This is a genomic window from Halopolyspora algeriensis, assembly GCF_003337235.1.
Lineage (GTDB): Bacteria > Actinomycetota > Actinomycetes > Mycobacteriales > Pseudonocardiaceae > Haloactinomyces > Haloactinomyces algeriensis.
Genome location: NZ_QPJC01000002.1, coordinates 306,577 through 329,104, shown reverse-complemented (window position 1 = coordinate 329,104; position 22,528 = coordinate 306,577). Strand labels below are relative to the sequence as shown.

The following is a 22,528-nucleotide window of genomic DNA, read 5'->3' as shown; positions in this document are numbered from 1 at the left end:
GTGCGCGAGACTCGCTGTCATTCCCGAACTTGCGCCCGTCGCGAGATGGAGTTGAACGTGACTGCACCTGCGAGCAAGGACAGCTTCGGCGCCCGCAGCACGCTGAAGGTCGGTGACGCCTCCTACGAGGTGTTCCGACTCGATGCGGTCGGCGGCGCGCAGCGCCTGCCCTACAGCCTCAAGATTCTGCTGGAAAACCTGTTGCGCACCGAGGACGGTGCCAACATCACCGCCGAGCACGTGCGTGCTCTGGCCAACTGGGACTCCCAGGCCGAGCCGTCCACCGAGATCCAGTTCACCCCGGGCCGGGTGATCATGCAGGACTTCACCGGTGTGCCCTGCGTGGTCGACCTGGCCACCATGCGGGAGGCGGTGACCGAGCTCGGTGGCGAGGCCTCCGAGGTCAACCCGCTGGCACCGGCGGAACTGGTCATCGACCACTCGGTGGTCATCGACGTGTTCGGCAAGCCGGATGCCTTCGAACGCAACGTCGAGTTCGAGTACGGACGCAACAAGGAGCGCTACCAGTTCCTGCGCTGGGGGCAGGACGCCTTCGACGAGTTCAAGGTCGTCCCGCCCGGCACCGGCATCGTGCACCAGGTCAACATCGAGCACCTGGCCCGCAGTGTCATGTCCCGCAACGGGCAGGCCTACCCGGACACCTGCGTGGGCACCGACTCGCACACCACGATGGTCAACGGTCTGGGTGTGCTCGGCTGGGGCGTCGGCGGTATCGAGGCCGAGGCCGCGATGCTGGGCCAGCCGGTGTCGATGCTCATCCCGCGCGTGGTCGGCTTCAAGCTCACCGGGGAGATCCCGCCCGGCGCGACCGCCACCGACGTGGTGCTGACCATCACCGAGATGCTGCGCGAGCACGGTGTGGTCGGCAAGTTCGTCGAGTTCTACGGCTCCGGGGTGGCTTCGGTGCCGCTGGCCAACCGCGCCACGATCGGCAACATGAGCCCGGAGTTCGGCTCGACCGCGGCGATCTTCCCCATCGACGAGGAGAGCCTGCGCTACCTCAAGCTCACCGGCCGCCCGCAGGACCAGCTCGACCTCGTCGAGACCTACGCCAAGGAGCAGGGCCTGTGGCACGACCCGAACCACGAGCCCGAGTACTCCGAGTACCTCGAGCTCGACCTGTCCACCGTGGTGCCCTCGATCGCCGGCCCGAAGCGGCCGCAGGACCGCATCGCCGTGTCCGAGGCCAAGTCCTCGTTCCGCGCGTCGCTCACCGACTACGTCACCGTCCACTCCGACGACACCGCTCTTGACGAGGCCGGCGAGGAGTCCTTCCCCGCCAGCGACGCGCCCGCGGTGACCCACCACGACGAGGGCGACAAACCGAAGTTGTTCTCGGCGGCCGACGGTGCGAACGGCCGCCCGTCGAACCCGGTGCGGGTCTCCTCCGCCGAGCGGGGCGAATTCGAACTCGACCACGGTGCGGTGGCGATCGCCTCGATCACCTCCTGCACCAACACCTCGAACCCGTCGGTGATGCTCGGTGCCGCGCTGCTGGCCCGCAACGCGGTGGACAAGGGCCTGACCGTCAAGCCGTGGGTGAAGACCTCGATGGCTCCCGGCTCGCAGGTGGTCACCGACTACTACGAGAAGGCAGGCCTGTGGCCGTACCTGGAGAAGCTGGGCTACCACCTGGTCGGCTACGGCTGCACCACCTGCATCGGCAACTCCGGACCGCTGCCGGAGGAGATCTCCTCCGCGGTGCAGGACAACGACCTGTCGGTCGTGTCGGTGCTGTCCGGCAACCGCAACTTCGAGGGTCGGATCAACCCCGACGTGAAGATGAACTACCTGGCCTCGCCGCCGCTGGTGATCGCCTACGCGCTGGCCGGGTCGATGGACTTCGACTTCGAGACGGACCCGCTGGGCCACGACACCGAGGGCAATCCGGTCTACTTGAGCGACATCTGGCCGAGCCCGCAGGAGATCCAGCAGACCATCGACTCCGCGATCACCCAGGAGATGTTCACCAAGGATTACTCCGATGTGTTCCGCGGTGACGAGCGGTGGCGCTCGCTGCCCACGCCCCAGGGCGAGACCTTCGAGTGGGATCCGGAATCCACCTACGTGCGCAAGCCTCCGTACTTCGAGGGCATGGGCACCGAGCCCGATCCGGTGACCGACATCTCGGGTGCGCGTGTGCTCGCGCTGCTCGGCGACTCGGTGACCACCGACCACATCTCGCCGGCCGGTGCGATCAAGCCGGATTCCCCCGCCGGGCAGTACCTGCGCGACAACGGCATCGAGCGCAAGGACTTCAACTCCTACGGTTCCCGTCGCGGTAACCACGAGGTGATGATCCGGGGCACCTTCGCCAACATCCGGCTGCGCAACCTGCTGCTGGACGACGTGCAGGGCGGCTACACCCGCGACTTCACCCAGGAGGGTGGTCCGCAGGCGTTCATCTACGACGCCGCGCAGAACTACGCCGCCGAGGACACCCCGCTGGTCGTGCTGGCCGGTAAGGAGTACGGCTCCGGCTCCTCCCGCGACTGGGCGGCCAAGGGCACCCGGCTGCTCGGCGTGCAGGCGGTCATCGCCGAGTCCTTCGAGCGCATTCACCGCTCGAACCTCATCGGCATGGGCGTCATCCCGCTGCAGTTCCCGGCGGGTTCCACGGCGAAGTCGCTGGGGCTGGACGGCACCGAGACCTACGACCTCAGCGGGATCACCGCACTCAACACGGGCGAAACCCCGCGTACGGTCAAGGTCACCGCTCGCAAGAGCGACGGCTCCACCGTCGAGTTCGATGCCGATGTCCGCATCGACACCCCCGGTGAGGCGGACTACTACCGCAACGGTGGCATCCTGCAGTACGTGCTGCGGAACATGATCCGTTCCTGATCCACCCGCCGGAACGCAACGGGGCCGCCACGCTCTCGCCGTGGCGGCCCCGTTGTTGTCACAAGCCCCGGGGAGGTCACCGCAGATCCGTTCCTCGGGCGACATCGGCGATGCCCGTGCACCGGCCATGAGCGGGCGCCGGTACCGTGAGCCGCGGATTCCAAGCGGGAGATTTCCTCCTTCCGGGGCTGGAATCAGCGCGCGTTACAGAAGGCTACGCCACACAATAGTGATATGAGTCACATTCAGCGCAGGGGTGTGCATCGCACCGTGCCGGTGTCTCCGTCTTCTTCCCGGAGGTGTGATCATGACAACTGAACTCAAGCATCACTGGCAGCCCGCCGAGAAGCAGCGGCACGCGATTGCCGGGCGCCTGCCCGCAGGACAGAAGCACGAGGCCGGAGAGCGGATCGTCACGCTGTGCGAGCGTTCCGTCGAGGCCGCTGTCCGCACCGAGATCACGTGGTTGTGGCCCACCTGCAGCGAATGCATGGAAGCCGCCAAGCGCCGCATCGGTGTCCCGGCTTGAGCACCATGGTGGCCGTTCGGTTCGCCTCCGGCGTGGTCGGGGAAACGCGGCGGCAGGCCCACCTGGCTTCCGTCCCCGCTCCGGGCGCCACACACGAGTTCTGGACCACCTTCTGCGGCATGCACATCCCCGTCGAAGTCGCCGAGGTGTCCCAGGGGCCGGACGGGATGCCGTGCCTGCCGTGCCTGATGCACTCGGCGGCAGGAACCGGGCCCGCCGTGGAAGCCGGGGACTCATGCGGATGAGTGCCCGGCGAGGTGATCGCCGACCTCGGCGACATCACCGCCGGAGAAGTCCGGGGGATTGACCGTGTCCAGCAGCATCCCCTCTTTGCGCCTCACCCATGCGGTGACCATCCCGGCGGCTTTCGCACCGTGCATGTCCCATCCGTGCGCGGCGACCATGCAGGCGCGGGACGGCTCGGTACCGATCCGGGCGAGGCCGGTCTCGTAGACGACCGCGGCCGGCTTGTACGCCCGCGCCTGGTCACTGCCGACCACGCTCTCGAAGTAGTCCCCGATTCCCGCAGACTCCAGCGTCGCCTCGGCCGACCCGGTCACGCTGTTGGTGATCGCCGCCACTCGGAATCCGGCGCGGCGCAGAGCGTCCAGGGCCGCCGGAACCTCCGGGAAGGCTCGCAGCCGCCCGACGGCATCCAGCGCGGTCTCCACGTGCGGCTGCACCGTGTCGATCCCGGCCAGCAGCAGCCGCCGGGTCAACGCCGCGCGAAGGTACTGCGTGAACGGGCGGTACTGCCCGACTGCCGTGTCCACCATCGCCTGCTGCACCGCTTCGTCGAGCAGGCCGAGCGCGACCGATTCGGTGTCGAAGGGTTCGGGCAGCTCCGCGCTGATCCCCGAGGGGTCGAGGACGGTGCCGTTGAGGTCGAAGACCACCCACTCGATGTCTGCGGCCATCACGATTCATTCTCCGATCCCTGTTCGCGGTCTCCACGGTCGGTCTCACGTTACTTCGCACGTGAACGCTCACCGTCCATCCCGGACATCGTCGCGTCGCGCGAAAGCAGCGAATTCCGACGCCGCAACACGGCATACCAGGCATCGAGGCCCGCTGCACCCGAGACCCGGCTTTCGTGGCAAAGGCGCGACCGACCACAGTGAAAGTGCGGGTTATCGGTACAGCTGTCGGAGTGAGTCGAGTGCCGGGCCGCCGCACGGCCGTACGCGGCGGCCGGCGCCACATCACGCCGGCGACCGGGTGATCTTCCGAGGCGGCTTCAGCGTACCGAGGCCAGCGAGGCCGCGAAATCCCCCGCCTCGTCGGTCCACCACCGATGCAGGGCGAATCCGGCGGCGTCGAGTTCGTCGCGAACCCGCTCGAGCCGGAACTTCGCCGAGATCTCGGTGCCGATCTCCTCGCCCTCGGCGAAATCCACCACCAGCTCCAGTTCCGGCACCGACACTCGCATCGGGCGGGTGGCACGCAGCCGCATCTCCATCCACTCCCGCTCGGGGTTCCAGCGAGCCACGTGCTCGAACTCGGCGACCGGAAAGTCCGCACCCAACTCGCGGTTGAGCACGTGCAGCACGTTGCGGTTGAACTCGGCGGTCACCCCGACGGCGTCGTCGTAAGCACGCACCAGGCGGTCCGGATCCTTGACCAGGTCGGTGCCGAGCAACAACCACTCCCCCGGGTGCAGGGCCGTGCGCACGGCGGCGAGGAACTCGGCACGTTCGGCGGGGAGCAGATTGCCGATCGTACCTCCGAGAAAGGCCACCATGCGGGCATTTCCGGCAGGCAGGTTCGCCAGGCCGGTGGTGAAGTCGCCGACGACACCCCGCACCGTCAACTCCGGGTAGTCGACGGCGATCGCGTCGGTGGCGGCCCGCAGCGCCGAGGCGGACACGTCCAGCGGGATGAACTGCTCGAGTGTCTCGTTCTTGCGCATGGCATCGAGCAGAAGCCTGGTCTTGTCCGACGATCCCGATCCCAGCTCCACGAGCGTGTCCACCTCGGTCATCTCGGCGATCTCCATCGCGCGGCGCTGCAGGATCCGGTGCTCGGCGCGGGTGGGATAGTACTCGTCGAGCTCGGTGATACGTTCGAAGAGCTCACTGCCGCGGGCATCGTAGAGCCATTTCGGGGACAACCACTTCGGCGTGTCACTCAATCCCGCGTGGGCATCGGCGCGCAGTGCGCGGGCCGCCTCGGCCTCGGTGAATCCGACGATCAGTTCCGGTCGACTCATGATGCTCCCGATTCCGGTAGTGCAGTAAGGGCGACGTGGTCGGTGTTGGCGACGAGAAGGTGGTGATCCGGGACTTCCTCCCAGCGGACCCCACCCTCTCCGGGATCTTGCGAACAGGTGCCGTCCCCGAATGGTTCCGAGGCCACGGTCACGGCTCCGCGGTCACGCCGCACGAACAGCGAGTGGGTCCATGTAGTGGCGATCAGCACGGTGCCGTCGGTCAGCAACAGGTTCATCCGCGATTCCGGGGCAGCTGCCACGATCTCGAGAAGTACGTCACAGACGGCCTCCTCCGCCGGTTGCCCCCGGCGGAGGCGATGCCGCAGCAGGGCCCACACCACGGCGGAATCCACCGGTGCATCCAGCGTCATCAGATCCACGGGATCGAGTTTCTCGGCGAGGCAGGCCAGCGACTCCGGCCAGCCGGACACGCGCCCGTTGTGACTGAACAACCAGTGCCCGTCGCCGAAGGGCGCGCAGGCCGTCGGCACGACCGGAGTGCCGACCATCGCCGATCGCACCGCTCCCACGATCGCCGGACTCGAGACCGTGGAGGCCAGCGCGGTGAAACTCGCATCGGTCCACATCGGGTCCGCGGCGCGGTACCGGGTCGGCACGTCGGATCCGGCCGGATACCAGCCGACCCCGAAACCGTCCACATTCACCGTTCCACCCGAACGCATGTCGCTGGGCGCCCAGGTCTGCTCACGCAGCGAATGCGTCGGTCGCAGCAACAGTTCCTCCAGGGACACGGGTGGCCCCAGGTACCCCACATGGCGACACATCGGCTGCCGCTCAGCTCAGCTCGTCCCGGCCGGGTGTCCGGGCACAGCGGAACCCGGCGAAAATCTGACGCCGGATCGGGTAATCCCAGTTGCGGAAGGTACCGCGGCATGCGGCGGCATCCGTGCCGAACGAGCCCCCGCGCAGCACCTTGTGCCCCGTTCCGAAAAACACCTCGGAATACTCCCGATACGGGAACGCCGCAAAGCCCGGATACGGCAGGAAGTCCGAGGCCGTCCACTCCCAGACGTCACCGAGGAGTTGCCGTGCCCCGCACGGTGCCGCGCCGGCCGGATAGGCCCCGGCCGGCGCCGGCCGCAGGTGCCGCTGACCGAGATTGGCCTGCTCCGGCCGGGGATCCTCCTGACCCCAGGGGTAGCGCAGTGAGCGACCGCTGTGCGGATCGAACCGCGCGGCCTTCTCCCATTCCTGCTCGGTGGGCAAGCGCTTGCCCGCCCAGTTGGCATAGGCCTGGGCCTCGTGGAAGCACACGTGCACCACGGGTTCGTCCAGCGCCACCGGTTCCACGCGGCCGAAGCGGCGCCGCCACCACGTGCCGTCCTCGTTGCTCCAGAACAAGGGGGCGTGCAGCTGGGCATGTTGTCGGTACTGCCAGCCCTGCTCGCTCCACCACCGTGGCTGGTCGTATCCGCCGCTGTCGATGAACCGCAGGAACTGACCGTTGGTGACCGGAGTGGTGTCGATGCAGAAGTCCGCCACATGCACCTCGTGGGCGGGGCGTTCGTTGTCCAGCGCCCACGGTTCCGTGGAGGTTCCCATGACGAACGGGCCACCCGGTACCAGCACTTCCGCGGGCAGCGAGTCCGCTTCCATCGCCGCGGGCGGGGGAACGTCGTCGAGAACGGGCGCTCCCCTGCGGAGCTGGTGGGTGGCCAGCATGGTTTCGTCGTGCTGCTGTTCGTGCTGCACGATCATGCCGAAGGCGAACGCCCGCTCGACCAGGCGCCGCCCTTCCAGCGGAGTCCGTTCCAGCAGGTCGAGGACCTTGTCCCGCACCGTCGTCACGTACTGCCTGGCCTCGGTCGGCCCCAGCAGCGGAAGCGAAGGGCGATCGGCTCGCGCGTGCTGGAACGCATCGTAGAGATCGTCGATGTCCGGCCGTACCGCGGACCGGCCACCGACATCACGCACCAGCCAGATCTCCTCTTGACTGCCCACGTGTGCCAGGTCCCACACCAGGGGAGACATCAGCGGCGAATGCTGCTCGACGAGCTCGTCGTCGTCGACAGCGCTGGTCAACGTGATACTGCGGTCCCGTGTCCGCTGCATCTCACCGGCCACGTGAGTCCTGAGGGCCTCGATACCCAGATCGGCCGGATCCGGGCGAACCGTCTCGCTTGCCACCGGCATCTCCCTTCGGTTCATCGCTGACGGTGCTGTGCCGCACGAAGTCGCTGCTCGACAGCCGTGTCCAGCCACTCGGCCATCCCCTCCGGGGCATCGGAGTGCTTGTCCAGGCACCGGCTCGCGAGCGCGAAGACCGCCCGAGCGCTGCGGGCCAGCTCGGGGTCCGCCAGACCGTGCCGGGCGGCGTGAATCCACCGACCGGTGGTCGGCGAGGTCAGCCGAAGCACCTCGTCCACGGTGGATTCCTCCCGCAGCAACGCGATCAGCGCGGCGGCAGGCAGCATCCAGTCCCGGCCCGCTTGAGCATCGAGGTAGCGCACCTCGAAGTAGCCACGCGGCCGCACCGGGGGGAACACCGTGGTCAGGTGGTAGTCCAGGTCCTCCAGGGTCGGCGGTGCGGGCAGCGCGCCCTGGATCCACTCGGCGAAGCTGATTCCGCTCGGCGCGCTCCAGTCGTCGCCATCGCGCCGCAGGCACATCAGCGCCGTGTCCAGCAGCCGCTTGGCCCAGCCTGCTGCCGGGTCGGCCGTGATCGGTCCCGGCCGGGTCCGCGGGGGGTCGGTGCGCAGCAGCGCGCGCGTTCGGGTCGAGGCCCACCCGGTGCGGCGCGCGAACAGTGTCGGCGAATTGGCGAAGGTGGCCATCATCACCGGTCCCAGCGCGTGCAGCGCCGCCCAGCGCAGCGCCACCCGATGGGATTCGCCCATGTCCAGGCACACCTGGATCCCGGCGGTGCTGCACATCATCAGTCGCCCGTTGAGGCCGATGCGGTCGAAGGCGGCCTCCATCGCCGCGTAGCGCGGCACCTGCAGGACTCGCCGCGGATGTCGCCAGGGGTCGATGCCCTGCTCACCGAGCATCAGACCGGCGGTGGCGAGCATCTCCCGAACGTAGGTGGCATCGGCGTCGACCGCGTCGAACAGCGAGCACAGGGAGCGCAGTGGCGGGCTGGAGATCTCGACCTGGCCACCGGGCTCGATGGTGAGCACCGAGCCGTTCGGCAACGGTCGGTGCGGGCTCTGCGGGGCCAGGGAGGGGGGAGCATGCACGCCGAGAGCTTCGGTCAGCACCTCGACGTCGAGGGGTTTGCCGGGATTGTCGGCATGGTGCACGGTCCACTCGAGTTCGATACCGAGTAATCGTGGCGGGCCGTGTTTGAAGCACACGGAGGCGACGTAGGCTTCGGCCTCTGCGCGGGTACGGAGACGGGACGTGGGGAAATCGTGGGTACTCGGGTCGATCGACACGGTCACGTGGATCACCACCTGTCGTTGTCCGTTATCGACGCTACCGGCACGGGACGAGGACCGCACCCTCTTGTACCGCCCGCGCTGGTTTGCTAAAGCAATGCTCCTGCACCGGCCATGCCGTACCCGGCAGCGACAGGACCGCGGTCCGCGTGAGCAGCAAGCAAAACGTACGTACGGATTGCCAGAAGCTCCGTCGACCTGGGACGATCAGAGCATGCCCCGCGTAAGTCCGGACCATCTGCAAGCCAGGCGTCGCCAGATCCTGGACGGGGCGCGGGCCTGCTTCGCACGCCACGGCTACGAGGGCGCCACCGTCCGCAGATTGGAAGAGACCACCGGTCTGTCCCGAGGCGCGATCTTCCATCATTTCAAGGACAAGGAGTCGCTGTTTCTCGCTCTGGCCGAGGACGACGCCGGGCGGATGGCCGATGTCGTGGCCGAGCAAGGACTGGTCCAGGTCATGCGCAACCTCCTTGCCGATCCCGGCAGCGACGGAGGCGAGATGCCCGAGGCCGACTGGCTGGGAACCAGGCTGGAGGTGTCTCGCCGGCTGCGTACCGATGCCGATTTCCGCCTGCGGTGGGCACAGCGTTCCGAGCAGCTCACCAACGCCACCAAAGCCCGCCTGAAGTGGCAGGAGCGTGCGGGCAATCTGCGCGATGACGTCGACGTCGATGTCCTGACCGCCTACCTCGAACTGGTTCTCGAAGGACTCGTCTCCCACCTGGCCATGGGGCTCCCCGCCGACGACCTCGGGCCGGTGCTCGATCTGGTCGAGGAGAGCGTCCGCCGCCACCGCGGCCCCTGACCGCCCCGGCGCAGAGCACTTTCGATGCCGCTGCGAACGCCGGCGCGTAATCTTGCGCTTTTCGGCACCCGGACGTCCGGGAACACCACGCACGGCGAGGAAAGGGGTCCGACCTCGGATGTGGAGCGAGTGGTGGAATCGCTTCGTCGCCTCTGACCCGGCTCTGCGCCGGCTGCGCACAGCCTTCCGCGTGGCTCTGTCGACAGCACTCACCCTGCTGATCATGCTACCTCTGCTCGCATGGTGGGAGCAGCCACTGACCAACGCCATCATCGGTGCCATCGTGGCGATCCAGTCGTCGGTATCGGTCAAGGACAGCACCGACCGGCAGCGCCGAATCACCACGCTGCTGATGCCCCTGCCCATCACAGCCTCTCTGGCCCTGTCCACGGCGATCAGTCCCTGGCCGGTGGGCAACATCCTCGTGTTCCTCGTGGTGATCTTCCTGGCGACCTACATCCGGCGCTTCGGCCCGCGCTACTTCGCCTTGGGGATGGTCGGCTTCTTCGGCTACTTCTTCGCGATGTTCCTGCGTCCCGACCCGCCGCAGCTTCCCTCCATGGCCGTGGCCGCCGGCTGTGGTGCCCTGGTCGCACTCGTTCTGCGCTTTCTGGTGCTGCACGACGATCCCCAGGGCATTCTCAGTCGAGGGCGGCGCACCCTTCGTGCCCAGGTGCACGGTCTGCTGCACGCGCTGCGGGACGTCGTCCGGAACCCGAAGTCCTCGCAGCGCCGCAGACAGTTGCGCATCCGGTCCATGCGGCTCAACGAGACCGCGTTGATGCTGGAAAGCACCGTGCAACAGCTCGACAGTCTCGACGAATCCGACCGCGAGAACCTGCGCCAGCGCATTCTCGACATCGAACTCGCGGCCGAAAATCTGCTCGCACCGTTTCTGCGCGCGATCGACACTCCCGGTGGCGCGATGCCCCTGCCGCACGACCTCCGCCCCCTGCTCGAGATGCTGGGCACCGACCCCACCGAAATCCGCCACATCGGCAGGAACGTGGCCGACCGGCTCGAGCAGGAGGAATCGGCCGAGGTCGCGATGACGATCCGGCGGCTCGGTACCGGCATCGCGGAGTTGGCCACCGCCACCGCCGAGCTCGGCAGCAGCAGCCCCGACACCGACCGGCACGACGAGCGAAACGGCACCGAAGACGAGGAGGACACCGACGAGGAGCGCGCAGGCGACACTGCCGAGGAAACGGGTTTGCAACGTCCCGAGGTCCGCACGGCCATCCAGGTCACCTGCGCGACGGGGCTGGCCATCGTTCTCGGCCAACTCATCTCACCCAACCGCTGGTACTGGGCGGTGATCACCGCCTTCGTGGTGTTCATCAGCGCCCACAGCCGGGGTGAACTCCTGGTTCGTGCGTGGCAGCGCACGGCGGGAACCGTGCTCGGCGTGGTGGCGGGCATCCTGGTCGCCGGCCAGGTCGTCGGCCATCCCGCCACCGAATTGGCCTTGATCCTGCTCTGCGTGTTCCTGGCCTTCTACTTCCTCGGATACTCGTATGCGGCGATGACGTTTTTCCTCACCACCATGCTGGGCATCGTCTATGGGATCCTGGGCACGTTCACCATCACGGTGCTGGGAACGCGACTGGTGGAGACCGCCGCGGGAGCGGCCTCCGGGATCTTCGCGGCATTGGTGATCCTGCCGACTCGGACCCGCTCGATCGTGAAAGCCCGTTCCGAGGATTTCCTGCTGTGCCTGCGTGACGTGCTGCGTGGAACCGGCACCGAGGCCGGTACCCGCGGCACCGTCACGAGCATGCGGGAGTCGGTACGCGAGCTGGATGATCGCCTGCATCGGCTGCGCAGCGGTGTCCGGCCGCTGACCAACTATCGGCTACGCCCCCATCGCAGCCAGCTCGACCGGTGGCTGACCATGGTCGACGGATGCGCGTACTACGTGCGCAACCTGGCCAGCGTACTGCCGAGCACGATGGAGATGGTCGATGCCGACACGCGAGAGCGCCTGGCCGAGACGCTCTGGGAGACGGCCGACGCCGCCGAGTCGCTGACCGGCGAAGCCTCCCGGGAATTCCGGGAAGCGCTGCAAGCCGCTTGCGCCCGGACCGAGAGCCTGCACGATATCGTGGAGTCGGTCACCAGCGATCCCACCTCGCTGCACCGCACCCTCAACCTGCTGGATCGCCTCATCCAGCTCCTGCAGGATCTGGCCACAGCACTCGCCGTTCCCACTTGGAGAGACCTCCAGGACTCCACGGCGACCACTGCGCGGTAGACCGCGCACACACGACCGCACCGCCAAAGCCACTGTCGCCGGCATTGCCGAGCAGCGTGCCGCCGCCGTTCCCGGGCTCTCCTCCATCATCTACCGTAGTCGCGTTCCCGGCTGGCCGCCCGAATCCGAAAACCAGCGGGCGCAGTCGGCGCAAGAGGGGAGGCTCTGCTGAGTTCACAGTTCGCAGTCGGACCCCGTGCCACGGCCCACGAGGCCGTACGAACCCTCAATCCGGGCTTGTTCGCTCTGGTCATGGCGACCGGCATTGTCTCGGTCGGCCTGCTCATGCAGGGTCTGCGGACCCTGTCCACCGCGTTGCTGTGGCTGGCGGCAGCCTGCTACCTCGTCCTCGTCGCCCTGAACGTGCGGCGGGCCGCAGTGTTCCGCCACGACATGCGGCAGGACCTGACGCGCTCGAGTCGAGGAGTGGGGTTCTTCACCTTCGTGGCCGGAACCAACGTGCTCGGTACCCGCTTGGCTTTCGACGGGCACACCACCACCGCGGCAGTCCTGCTCGTGGTGGGTGGACTGGCCTGGCTCGTGCTCGGCTACCTCCTTCCGGTCACCGTGATGCTCCATCACCGTGGCTGGTCGGCTGCCACGCGCGCCGACGGCACGTGGTTCACCTGGGTGGTCGCCGCCCAGTCGGTTGCGGTGCTCGCAGCAGCGCTACAGGGCGGGACGGGCACCGCCAGGCAGGAGTTGGCCCTGCTCGCGGTATTCGCCTGGTCGGTCGGCGTGTTCTGCTATGCCGTCGTCGGCATCCTCGTTGCCACTCGGCTGATGCTCGACCGACCGAGCCCGGCGGATCTCAGCCCGCCGTACTGGGTGGGCATGGGCGCCACCGCGATCACCGTCCTGGCCGGTGCGCGGATCCTGAGCATGGCCGACACGGCAGTGATCACCGCCACGAGAGAACTCGTCACCGGTGTCTCGGTGCTCTTCTGGGCGTTCGGCACCTGGCTCATTCCCGCGCTGCTGGCCGCCGGATGGTGGCGACACGTCACGCACCGGGTTCCGCTGCGGTACGAATCCCTGTGGTGGAACATCGTTTTTCCACTCGGCATGTACGGAGTCGCCACCCGCACCCTCGGCGACACCGTGCACCTTCCCCTGCTGACCATGATCGGCACACACGAGCTCTGGATCGCCCTCACCGCGTGGGCGGCGACGTTCACCGCCATGCTCTGGTCCCTGACCCGCGCAGTGCGGCGGAACTCCGCGAGCGGTCCCGGCAACACCCGGTGACCCGTTCACCTGCACCGGACGAGAACGGGACGGTCCCGCAGCTTTCGGAATCCCGCGAGCGCGGAGGAGGGCACCGCGCAGAAGGATCACTGCTCCAGTCGGGCGGACAGTTCCGGGGCGTAGCGGTCCCCGGCCGCTGCGCCGACCGGGAACAGCTCGGCCAGTTCGGCGACGACGGAGTCCTCCAGCGGCCGGCGAGCGGCCTCGACATTGGCCATCACGTTGCCGAGCTTGCGGCTGCCCGGGATCGGTACGACGTCCTCACCCTGGGCCAGCAACCACCCCAGCGCCAGTTGGGCGGGAGTACGTCCCAGCTCCTCGGCGCGCTGCCGCAGACGCTCCACCAGCGTCAGGTTCCGGCGTAGGTTCTCCTCGCTGAAGCGCGGGTAGCGCTGCCTGCGTTGCTGCAGGTTTTCCACCTGCTCGGCATCCCGGATGCCACCGCCGAGCACGCCCCGCCCGAGCGGTGAGTAGGCCACCAAACCGACCCCGAGCTCGCGCAACGTGGGCAGCAGACGAGTCTCGGGTTCCCGGGTGAACAGGGAGTACTCCTGCTGTACCGCGGTGACGGGATACGTGGCGTGGGCTCTGCGCAGGGTTTCGGCACTGACCTCGGACAGCCCGATGTGGCGCACCTTGCCTTCCTGCACCAGCTCACCGAGGGCACCGACGGTGTCCTCGATCGGCGTCGTGGGGTCGACCCGATGCAGGTAGTAGAGATCGACGCGGTCCGTTTCCAGGCGACCGAGGCTCGCCTCGATCGCGGTGCGCACGTACTCCGGCCGGCCGCGCCCGGTGTCGCTGCCCGCCCCGAACTTCGTGGCCAGGAACACCTCGTCGCGCCTGCCCGCGATGGCGCGTGCGATCAGCCGCTCGTTGTGGCCGTCGCCGTAGACGTCGGCGGTGTCGAGGAACGTCAGACCGGTGTCGAGCAGGTGCCGGAGCAATTCCGTCGATTCCGCATCGTCGGCCGGCCCGTAGACGCCGGACAGCCCCATGGCGCCATACCCGATGGCGCTGACCTCCGGGCCTTTCGTGCCGAGGTGCCGGGTGGGCAGCGGGGATGCGGAACTGGCAGCGGACACGGGGACCTCCGTTCGATACTTGCGACCCGTCGTGGCGCCGGAGCGCCTCACGGGCACGCGATTCGTCCTCTCCAGGGTGCCTTACCGCCTTATCTTCCGGCCGGGGCCAGGACGACCCACACCTGGCCGGGGGCAAACGGGATCGGCTGCCCGGAAGGCGTGGTATAGGTCGTGGCGGCTTCCGGCGCGGGGCGCGACCATCTCGCCTCGAAAGCACGGCCGTCGCGCAGGACCAGTGCCCGCCCCTCGCCGACCGTCCGGGCAACCGGAGACGGGTTGCCCAGGACGTCGGTGATGGCCGAGTTCACGACCGGGACCCGCTGCACCACGACGGTGCTCGGGCTCAACCGCCCGCTGTCGGCGGCGTGGAACGGGCGCCCGTCCAGGGAGACCAGCCATCGCTCCTGCTGCGGTGCCCAGTCGAAGCCCATGGTGGCGGACGTGTAGTGCACCGTGTGACTCCCGTCCGACACGCCTCCCGGAGGTGCGGGGCCGAATTCCAGCCGGGCATCCGGGGCCCACCGTCCTCCCGGAGGCAGCTCGGCCGGGCGGACGAACAGGTTGTGCGGAGCGTCCCGCGACTCGCCCCGGAAGTAGGCTCGGGGCACGCGGTCTTGCGATACGCTCCGCAGCGGAGAACTCCTCACCCGGGGCAGCAGCTCGGGCGCCGCACCCGAGAACGCCAGCGCCGGGTGCCCGAACTGCGGGAGCAGCCGCAGGTCCGTTTCCCGCGCGCTGCGCACCGGCCCCACCACGGGTGGCTTGTGCGAACCGAACACCGCGATCAACCGGCTCATCCCGCCCTCCACCGGTTCGACGTAGATCACGTCCGCGGCACCGATGCCGACCGGTGGCCGGGCCACGGGAGCATTGTCCACCTTGACCGCGAGTACCGGTGGCCCCGCCGTCGGTGCGGGCGACGGTGGTGGCGAAGACGGGGAAGGCGGCGAGGCCGTGGTCGGCGGTGGGTTCGTGGCTCCGGACGGTCCCGCGGTGTCGGAGGACTCCCGAAGCGGCGGGACCGGAACGACGCCCAGCGCCACGAGCAGGCTCACCGCCAGGAGACCCGCCGCCACGATGAACAGCAGCCGACGCCACATCCGCTGTACCGCCCGTCCTCTCTCGCTTCACCACCAGAGTAGACGCGCGTGAAGCCATCCGGTTGCGGCTCACCCAGCGTGCGAGATCATCGAAAGAGTTGCGGTACGAACGAGCGAACACCGGCATCCGCCGTGCGGCCCGGCCGCATACCGCCCCCACCCAGCAACCTCGCGGGTCAGGGCCATTCGTGCACCGCCACGGACGAGGAGGAGCGATCATGTTCATGCGGCTGTGGTGGAGCCTCCGCAGCGCGCTCGCACTGGTGCTGACAGGGATGTCCGTGCTCACCGGGTGCGCGGTGGGCGGCGGTGCGGCCGGCAGCGCGGACAGCGTCACGACCCTGCCCATCGAGGTCCCCGTGCACGAGCCGATCTGGTCCCACGACACGGGCGACATGCTCGCCCTGACGGAGAAGTCGTCCCGGATCGCCCGGATCGATCCGGGCGCGCGGAGCTCCGGCACCGGCTCCACGGCCCGCACCACCCTCTCCGCGCGGTTGCCCGATACCGGAGAGAACCTCGCCCTCAGCCCCACCGGCAGCGAGGAGGTCTACCTGCCTCAGCCCGCTCTCGGCCGGATCGCCGTGTTCGACATCGCGAACCTGCACCGGGTTGGGACCCTGCCCACCGGGCATACTCCGTCACGGGTGGCCACCGACGTGGGATCGGACATCCTGTTCGCCCTGTCGAAGAGCGGCAGAACCGTGACCGGCACGAACCTGAACAACTCCACCAGTATCCCTCCTGTCGAGGTGCGAGCGGGGCCCGAGGCGGAACTGCACGGCCCGGAACGGGGACGACCGGCCGAGTTCTTCGTGCTCGGTCCTCGCGGCATCGCTGTCTACGAGGGCCACCCGGCCCCGCTGGAAAAGACCGACGACATCGGTATCGGTGTCAGTGCGGTCGCCGGCGACACCATCAAGGTCTCGCGGGTCTATGTCGCCGAAGCCGGAACCGATCGCCTTCTGGCCGTGGGGCTGGACAAGCAGGGAAAGCACCTGAGGGTCGCGGCCGAGGCCAGGCTGGGTGAGCCGGTGGAACACCTCGGCGTGGATCACACCCGGATCTATGCGGCCACCCACAACAAGCTGGTGGTGCTGGAGACGAACAGTTTCACCGGCTTCGAGCACGGGCACTTCACGAAGGTCGACACCATCGAGTTCCGGCGACACCTCGAAAACCGGGCACTCAGGAACGCACCGCTGTCGGGCCTGGCCGTCGGCTCCGACCGGGTCTACCTCACGCTCCGCGGGCAACCGGCTGCCGTGAGCATCGACAAACCGAGCCTGTGAGGAGCCGGATCCGTGAAGACGAAGAACGCCCGGCCGCAGCAAGGAGGAGCATGACCGGCGAGCGGGACAACAATGGCGTGGTGGGAGTGGGTGCCGACCTCGACTCGCTGTTCGCCGAGGTGGAGGCGCTGCGGGAGCTGGCTTCCGATTCGGACAAGGCGCGGGACAGTGCGCGGGTCTACGACTTCGGCATCCGGTGGGGAGCGCTGCTGTCGGGCAGGCTGCAGCGCCTGGCGCACTACCACCACCGGGGAGAGCTCACCCCACACGAGCAGGCACGGTACGAAAAGCTCAGAACGGAGCTGCGCGATGTGCAGCCGCTGGCCGAGCGACTGGGCATCGCGCGCCCAACCATCCCGCTGGAGGACCGCCGTTGACCGGCTCCCGGGCCTGCCGGTGGCCGCCCGGGAGCCGTTTTCGGCCGCAGCCGACGTCCCGCCTGCTCCCGGTCGGCTAACCGACGTCGAGGAACGCCGACTCGTGCAGGGTGATCCCGGTACGAGGAGCGGGGCATTCGGGATTGTTGCAGGTCAGTGCCACCATGTAATTCCCGTTTTCCTCGTCGAGGAACAAGAATCCCACATACAGGGCCTGTCCGACCGTGAAATCCCCGGAACCGCAGCCTGCGCACGTGGTCTGCTCGTGCCGGAGCTGTTCGGTGACCCGGTGCTTCTGCCGGTCGCTGAGCACCGTGCTCTCCGGACGGGTCTTCTCGGTGCCCATCAGATCTCCACGTTCTTGTCGTAGAACACGTTGTCCTCGCGCCATCCCCCCATTCCCTCGCCGATACCGGAGTAGTCGGAGACGAACTCGATGCGGTCGATCCACTTGGCCATCTTGAAACCGACCTGGTTCTCCAGTCGCAGACGCAGGGGGGCGCCGTGTTCGATGGGCAGCAAGCCGCCGTTCATCTCGTAGGCCAGCAGGGCGTCGGGATGCCGTGCCAGGCTCAGGTCGATGATCTCGTAGAACTGTCCCTGACCCGGTGCGCTCGGCTCGTCCCGACCCGAGTCCTGCATGCTCAGCACGCAGAGGAAGCGAGCTTCAGGCAGTGGCCCGACCAGCTCCACGATCGTCCGCAGTGGCACGCCGCTCCACTCCCCGATGCTGGACCAGCCTTGGACGCAGTTGTGCAGGACTCGCTGAGTCTGCGTGCCGGACAGTTCTTGCAGCTCCTGCAGGGTGAAGGTCATGGGATTCTCGACCAGGCCCGCGACCTCGAGTCTCCAGTCGGCGAAGTTGTGCGCAGCCATGATCTTGTAATCGTCGCTGATCGGTGGTTTGCCGTTGACCCGGTGTTCGGGGGACAGCTCGGCTGCCGAGTAGTTCTGCTTGGACACCAGCGGTTTCAGGGACCACTTCCGAACTCCCATGACCACCGCACCGAGCGCTCGCTGCGTGCGGCGGGGATATCTCAGGGTGTATTTCGTGGCTGCCCAGTGCACGGCCACGACCGCGGCGATGATGACCAGGGACAGGACAATGGCCCATTGCCTGCTTTCGACGTCACCGAAGATCATCAGGGACGTGAGCATCCCCCAGCCCCAGACGGCGATCAGCGTCACGTGGACGACGATGAACAGCACGAAGAGAATCAGGCCGAAAAAGTGCAGGCTGCGGGCCGCCTGGCGCCCTCCCCACAAGCGGACGTACCGCGGGAAGCGGGCCTCGATCGCCGGTGACTGCGCGGCCCCGGTCAGGATCTGAAACGGCGCCAGGACGAACACCACGAAGGCGTAGGTCAGCTTCTGGAGCGCGTCGTAGGGCTGTCCCGGCAGCAGAGGCGGAAGGTTGAAGCTCAGGTAGGTGAGCAGGTCGTGCCACGCCGTCGGGAAAATCGACCACGAGTACGGCCAGTACCGGTGCCACTGACCGGTGGCCAGCAGCAGGATCACATAGGTCAGGCCGGTCAGGATCCAGCCGATCACGCTGAAGAAGTGCCAGTGCCGCCCCAGCCCGAGCTGTTTGTGACCGGGCATGGACACCAGTGAGGAGTAGCTCTCCTCCTCGTCCAACGTGTCGTAGAGCTTGTCGGTCGGCATGGTCTTGCGGGTGAATCTCGCCCACTCGGTGCCCGGCTTGCTGTCGTTGCGCCAGTAGAGCTTGGGGTGAGTACCGAGGATTTCCACCCCACTGCGGATGAGCAGGGTGATGAACAGCAGATTGACCCAGTGTGTGATGCGGATCCAGACGGGAAAATCAAGCTCGTACATCGCGCTTTCCTTTCGCGCGGATCGTGCCGGTGACTTCCTAGTCGTGCCAGTCCCGCCGCCGGGGAACGGCGACGTTCATGCCGGTGACCACCGACACGTGCACGAACAACAACAGCACCGCGAGCGCCAGGGAAAAAGTACCCAGCGGGTCGTCCCACCGGCTCACCAACTCGGGAAGGCCGGGCAGTCCCAGGGTGCGGCTTGCGACGTAGACCGCGATCGCCGCCAGGGCCACCAGGCTTCCCAGTCCCCATCCCGGCCTGCGCCCGAGCAGCATCCCCACCGCCGACAGCAGCGCAGCGGCCGACAGCAGCGCGAAATAGGCATTGAGGTAGGTCGGGAAACCGAAGTTGCCGCTCAGCAGGTACAGATGAATCGCACCGATGCCGCAGACGAGCATGCTCGCCGATCCCGTGGTCGTCCACGGGGCACTGAACTGGATGTGTCGGTAGAAGGAGATCAGCTTTCCGATCCCCGTCCATCGGAGAACGGCACTCATCGGCTACGTCCCGTCGGATCGGTTGCCACTATCACCGCTCGACGTGTCATCCCGCAGGAAATTACCGCAGGCACTGCTCGGCTGCCACGTGCAGCAGGCACTGCTCGGCTGCCCTTTGAGAACGACCGGCAACCCACCGGGAACGATTTTTTCGCCGGCCCGTGGATTCAGGCCCGCTCCTCGTCGAGCGTGGTGAAGTCGGAGCGCTCCAGCAGCCACGACACGGTCAGGCCGGCGAGAAGACCCCAGAAGGCCGAACCGATGTTGAGGATCTCCACATCGGCCACGGTGACGACGAAGGTGATCAACGCACCGAAGGTGAACCGGCCGTTGAACGCGGTGACGAACGAGGACTGCAACACCCGCAGCATCGCCAACCCGCCGAGCGTGGCGATGAACGCACCGGGCGTGGCCAGCATGAGGTCGGTGAACAACGGGGCGAACAGCCCGAACACGATCGCGAGCACTCCGCAGGAAATTCCGGCGATGTAGTGGCGTGACCGCTGCCCCGAGGCCGTCAGCAGGGCATTCGTCGGCCCGGTGAGACAGGTGGACACGGATCCGACGAACGACGTCAGCATCGACCAGGCTCCGCAGGCGATGGCGACCGTGTTGACCGGCGCGGTGTGGCCTGCCGAGCGCAGTACTGCCACGCCCTGCCCGTTCTGCACCACCAGCACCGTGATCGCCAGCGGAACGACCAGTTCGAGCATTGCCTGCCACGACCATTGCGGGGCCTGGAGCATCGGGGTGGCGATCCACTGCGTCGCAGCGGGATCCGGCGCGAAGCGCCCGGACAGTGCCACCGCGATCCCGCCGACCAGCAATGCCCCGATGATCGGCGGGATCCATCGGCCCAGCGAGCTGCGCCGGCTCAACAGCAAGAACAGCAGCACCATCGGGCCCGCGATCGCGATGTCGCCGACCAGCGCATGCACGAGATCGAGACCGAAGCTCAGGAACACTCCGGCGACCATGCCCATCACGATCGGCATCGGGATGGCTTCCATCACCCGGCCGACCCATCCGCTCAGGCCGAGAACGAGGATCAACACCCCGGTGGCGAGGAACGCGCCGACCACTTCCGGCCATGCCAGGTGGTCCAGCGCGGGACCGACCAGCACGGTGCCGGGGATCGTCCAGAAAAAGGACAGCGGCTGCCGGTAGGCCCAGCACGCCAGGACCGTGAGGATGCCGTTGAGCAAGAACACCCCGAAGATCCACGAGGCCAGCTGCGCTTGTGACAGTCCACCCTGCTTGCCGACCGCGAGGATCACCGCAACCGGTCCGGTGGCCGCGAAGATCAGGCCGATCAGCCCGTTTGCGGCGTAGAGGGCGCCGAAATCCCGGGCCATGCGGCGCACGGTGGGAAATGGCCGCACGGGAGGCTCGAACAGGCGGTTTCCGCTGTCCGTGCGTTCCGTTTGCTCGATGGTCATACTCGCCGTGTCCTCGCCTCTCGCGCACGCCGAAGGCACCGCCGAATGCCTCGCATTCGGCGGTGCGGCAGTGGAATCGTCAGTGGTGTGGACGGTGCACAGTCACCGGAGCCGTGGGCGGCGCGTGGCATCGGCGCGTTCACCCACGGCTCCGGCGGCGGACTCGCCCGGGAACGGAAGGAGCCCGGGAAAGGTCAGGGGTTCCGCTCCAGCAATGCGATGTCGGAGGGATGCGTGGCCAGCGGGGTCACATCGATGTGCATGTAGGGAAACAACGGCAACTGCGACAGGATGTCGTGCAACCGCTGGTTGCTGTCCACATCGAAGATGCTCAGGTTGGAGTACTGGCCCACGCAGCGCCAGATGTGTGGCCACTCACCCGACGTCTGCACTTCCTGCGAGTAGGCCTTCTCCCGCGCGAGGATATCGGCCTTGACGTCGGAATCCATGTCCGGCGGCAAGTGCACGTCCATTTTCACCGCAAACAGCACGGTCTCCTCCTCCGAATCATACGGTCGATTGTCGGAACCATTCCTCAGGGATTCTTCACAATGCGGCGAAGCCGCATTGCACCCCCGTAAGCAACGTGCACCGCCGCGGGTTCTCAGCCGTCGCCTCGCGAGGAAAGCCCGAGCGTGATGTAGGTGGCTACCTGAGTCCGGGATCCCGCAGCGAGGCGGCGGCTGAGGTTCCGCCACCGGCACCGCCACGCAAAGCGATCACGAATCCCTCTAGGCAGGGTCGAGGACGAAGTTGTAGGTGACCTCGTTGCCGTTACCACTGCCTGCCGGAGTGGGGTGCAGAACCAGATCCGGCTTGACCGCCTGGGCGATGTCGTTGTCGACGTAGTCGCCGCCTGCGAAGTACAGCTGCGAGGTGATCAACTGGTGGCCGGCGGCGGAGACCTTCAGGTGCAGGTGCGCCGGGCGCCAGGCGTGCCAGCCGGCGGCGGAGATGAGCTTGCCGCAGGCCCCGTCGTGCGGGATCTGGTACGGCGCGGGCTGGATCGTGCGGATTGTGAAGTGGCCCTGGTCGTCGGCCACCACGGTGCCGCGCAGGTTCCATTCCGGCAGCCCCGGCGCGTACTGGGAGTAGTATCCGTAGTCGTCGGCGTGCCACATCTCCACGTGCGCCCCGGCCAGCGGTTGCCCGGTGGTGCTGGTGACCTGCCCCTGGAACAGCAGCGGCGTGCCGGGCTCGTCGTCACGCATGGGCAGCGTGGCCTCGGCGGGCAGCTTCGGCGAGTCGGGCACGTAGTACGGCCCCTCGATACTGCCTGCGGTGCCCTCGCGGCTCTCGTTGGCGACCTCCTCGACGACGTGCTCGATCCACACGTCGAGGAACAGCGGCCACTCCCCGTCGAGGCCGACCTGGATCAACCACGCCTTCAGGGCGTCGTACTCGGCGTAGGTGACCTTGTGGCGGCGGATGATGTCGTGCACCGCCCCGACGAGCTCGGACGCCAGCATGTCCACACGCTCGGTGCTGCTGTCGGCGCCCACCCCCTTCTCGAGGAAGCGTTCGGTGGCGGAATTGCCCGAGGCGGCGGCGGTCGCGGTCTGCTCGGTGAGTTGTTCGGTCATTGC

The 22,528-nt window shown here is 67.6% G+C and carries 21 protein-coding genes; 8 read left to right on the top strand and 13 right to left on the bottom strand.

What is annotated here, in order from left to right:
• Window positions 1-57: 57 nt before the first annotated feature.
• The 3 genes from DFQ14_RS04785 (at window position 58) to DFQ14_RS04775 (ending at window position 3,639) form a co-directional block, all read left to right on the top strand.
• A complete protein-coding gene (locus DFQ14_RS04785; protein WP_114452124.1) occupies window positions 58-2,865 on the top strand; it encodes an aconitate hydratase in 2,808 nt (935 codons plus the stop codon).
• A 307-nt stretch (window positions 2,866-3,172) separates the two neighbouring features.
• A complete protein-coding gene (locus DFQ14_RS04780; RefSeq protein WP_114451832.1) occupies window positions 3,173-3,394 on the top strand; it encodes an HC3 family zinc finger protein in 222 nt (73 codons plus the stop codon).
• A gap of 5 nt (window positions 3,395-3,399) precedes the next feature.
• Window positions 3,400-3,639 carry a hypothetical protein gene (locus DFQ14_RS04775; protein ID WP_170206328.1) on the top strand — a complete coding sequence of 80 codons (240 nt, stop codon included), beginning with the start codon at window positions 3,400-3,402 and terminating at the stop codon, window positions 3,637-3,639.
• Here the strand turns inward: DFQ14_RS04775 and DFQ14_RS04770 are convergent.
• The 5 genes from DFQ14_RS04770 to egtA form a co-directional block, all read right to left on the bottom strand.
• A complete protein-coding gene (locus DFQ14_RS04770; RefSeq protein ID WP_114451830.1) occupies window positions 3,628-4,311 on the bottom strand; it encodes a haloacid dehalogenase type II in 684 nt (227 codons plus the stop codon). The two genes, DFQ14_RS04775 and DFQ14_RS04770, sit on opposite strands and share 12 nt — an antisense overlap.
• Before the next feature lie 320 nt (window positions 4,312-4,631).
• Window positions 4,632-5,603, bottom strand: coding sequence for an L-histidine N(alpha)-methyltransferase (egtD, locus tag DFQ14_RS04765; protein WP_114451829.1), 972 nt, complete (start codon window positions 5,601-5,603; stop codon window positions 4,632-4,634).
• On the bottom strand, window positions 5,600-6,388 hold the full coding sequence (gene egtC / locus DFQ14_RS04760; RefSeq protein ID WP_114451828.1) for an ergothioneine biosynthesis protein EgtC: 789 nt from the start codon (window positions 6,386-6,388) through the stop codon (window positions 5,600-5,602). The genes egtD and egtC overlap by 4 nt, the downstream gene beginning before the upstream one ends.
• A gap of 10 nt (window positions 6,389-6,398) precedes the next feature.
• Entirely contained in the window at window positions 6,399-7,757 is a 1,359-nt protein-coding gene (egtB, locus tag DFQ14_RS04755) for an ergothioneine biosynthesis protein EgtB (RefSeq protein WP_114451827.1), read from the bottom strand.
• Window positions 7,758-7,768: 11 nt separating this feature from the next.
• On the bottom strand, window positions 7,769-9,007 hold the full coding sequence (egtA, locus tag DFQ14_RS04750; RefSeq protein ID WP_246195319.1) for an ergothioneine biosynthesis glutamate--cysteine ligase EgtA: 1,239 nt from the start codon (window positions 9,005-9,007) through the stop codon (window positions 7,769-7,771).
• Window positions 9,008-9,218: 211 nt separating this feature from the next.
• Between egtA and DFQ14_RS04745 the strand changes: the two genes are divergently transcribed.
• From DFQ14_RS04745 to DFQ14_RS04735, 3 genes are all read left to right on the top strand, one after another.
• Complete coding sequence (locus DFQ14_RS04745) at window positions 9,219-9,812, top strand: TetR/AcrR family transcriptional regulator (RefSeq protein WP_114451825.1); 594 nt, start codon at window positions 9,219-9,221, stop codon at window positions 9,810-9,812.
• A 190-nt stretch (window positions 9,813-10,002) separates the two neighbouring features.
• Window positions 10,003-12,066, top strand: a complete 2,064-nt coding sequence (locus tag DFQ14_RS04740) for an FUSC family protein (RefSeq protein WP_246195318.1) — start codon at window positions 10,003-10,005, stop codon at window positions 12,064-12,066.
• 237 nt (window positions 12,067-12,303) lie between these two features.
• Window positions 12,304-13,314, top strand: coding sequence for a tellurite resistance/C4-dicarboxylate transporter family protein (locus DFQ14_RS04735; RefSeq protein WP_257233574.1), 1,011 nt, complete (start codon window positions 12,304-12,306; stop codon window positions 13,312-13,314).
• Between the two features lie 86 nt (window positions 13,315-13,400).
• Here the strand turns inward: DFQ14_RS04735 and DFQ14_RS04730 are convergent, their stop codons facing one another.
• The gene (locus tag DFQ14_RS04730) at window positions 13,401-14,399 is read right to left on the bottom strand and encodes an aldo/keto reductase (RefSeq protein WP_246195316.1); all 999 of its coding nucleotides are present in this window, start codon (window positions 14,397-14,399) and stop codon (window positions 13,401-13,403) included.
• Between the two features lie 89 nt (window positions 14,400-14,488).
• Window positions 14,489-15,499, bottom strand: a complete 1,011-nt coding sequence (locus tag DFQ14_RS04725) for a DUF3048 domain-containing protein (RefSeq protein ID WP_114451823.1) — start codon at window positions 15,497-15,499, stop codon at window positions 14,489-14,491.
• 218 nt (window positions 15,500-15,717) lie between these two features.
• Between DFQ14_RS04725 and DFQ14_RS04720 the strand changes: the two genes are divergently transcribed.
• Both DFQ14_RS04720 and DFQ14_RS04715 read left to right on the top strand, forming a co-directional pair.
• Complete coding sequence (locus DFQ14_RS04720; RefSeq protein WP_114451822.1) at window positions 15,718-16,791, top strand: YncE family protein; 1,074 nt, start codon at window positions 15,718-15,720, stop codon at window positions 16,789-16,791.
• Between the two features lie 50 nt (window positions 16,792-16,841).
• Window positions 16,842-17,168 carry a hypothetical protein gene (locus DFQ14_RS04715; protein WP_114451821.1) on the top strand — a complete coding sequence of 109 codons (327 nt, stop codon included), beginning with the start codon at window positions 16,842-16,844 and terminating at the stop codon, window positions 17,166-17,168.
• 76 nt (window positions 17,169-17,244) lie between these two features.
• Here the strand turns inward: DFQ14_RS04715 and DFQ14_RS04710 are convergent, their stop codons facing one another.
• From DFQ14_RS04710 to catA, 6 genes are all read right to left on the bottom strand, one after another.
• A complete protein-coding gene (locus DFQ14_RS04710) occupies window positions 17,245-17,514 on the bottom strand; it encodes a hypothetical protein (protein ID WP_114451820.1) in 270 nt (89 codons plus the stop codon).
• Window positions 17,514-19,004 carry a molybdopterin-dependent oxidoreductase gene (locus DFQ14_RS04705; protein ID WP_114451819.1) on the bottom strand — a complete coding sequence of 497 codons (1,491 nt, stop codon included), beginning with the start codon at window positions 19,002-19,004 and terminating at the stop codon, window positions 17,514-17,516. Before DFQ14_RS04705 ends, DFQ14_RS04710 begins: the two co-directional genes overlap by 1 nt.
• A gap of 37 nt (window positions 19,005-19,041) precedes the next feature.
• Entirely contained in the window at window positions 19,042-19,503 is a 462-nt protein-coding gene (locus DFQ14_RS04700) for an oxidoreductase (protein ID WP_114451818.1), read from the bottom strand.
• Between the two features lie 167 nt (window positions 19,504-19,670).
• Window positions 19,671-20,942: a benzoate/H(+) symporter BenE family transporter gene (locus tag DFQ14_RS04695; protein ID WP_114451817.1), complete on the bottom strand. Its 1,272-nt coding sequence runs from the start codon at window positions 20,940-20,942 to the stop codon at window positions 19,671-19,673.
• A gap of 194 nt (window positions 20,943-21,136) precedes the next feature.
• Entirely contained in the window at window positions 21,137-21,433 is a 297-nt protein-coding gene (catC, locus tag DFQ14_RS04690; RefSeq protein WP_114451816.1) for a muconolactone Delta-isomerase, read from the bottom strand.
• Between the two features lie 240 nt (window positions 21,434-21,673).
• A complete protein-coding gene (gene catA, locus DFQ14_RS04685; RefSeq protein WP_114451815.1) occupies window positions 21,674-22,525 on the bottom strand; it encodes a catechol 1,2-dioxygenase in 852 nt (283 codons plus the stop codon).
• Window positions 22,526-22,528 lie beyond the last annotated feature (3 nt).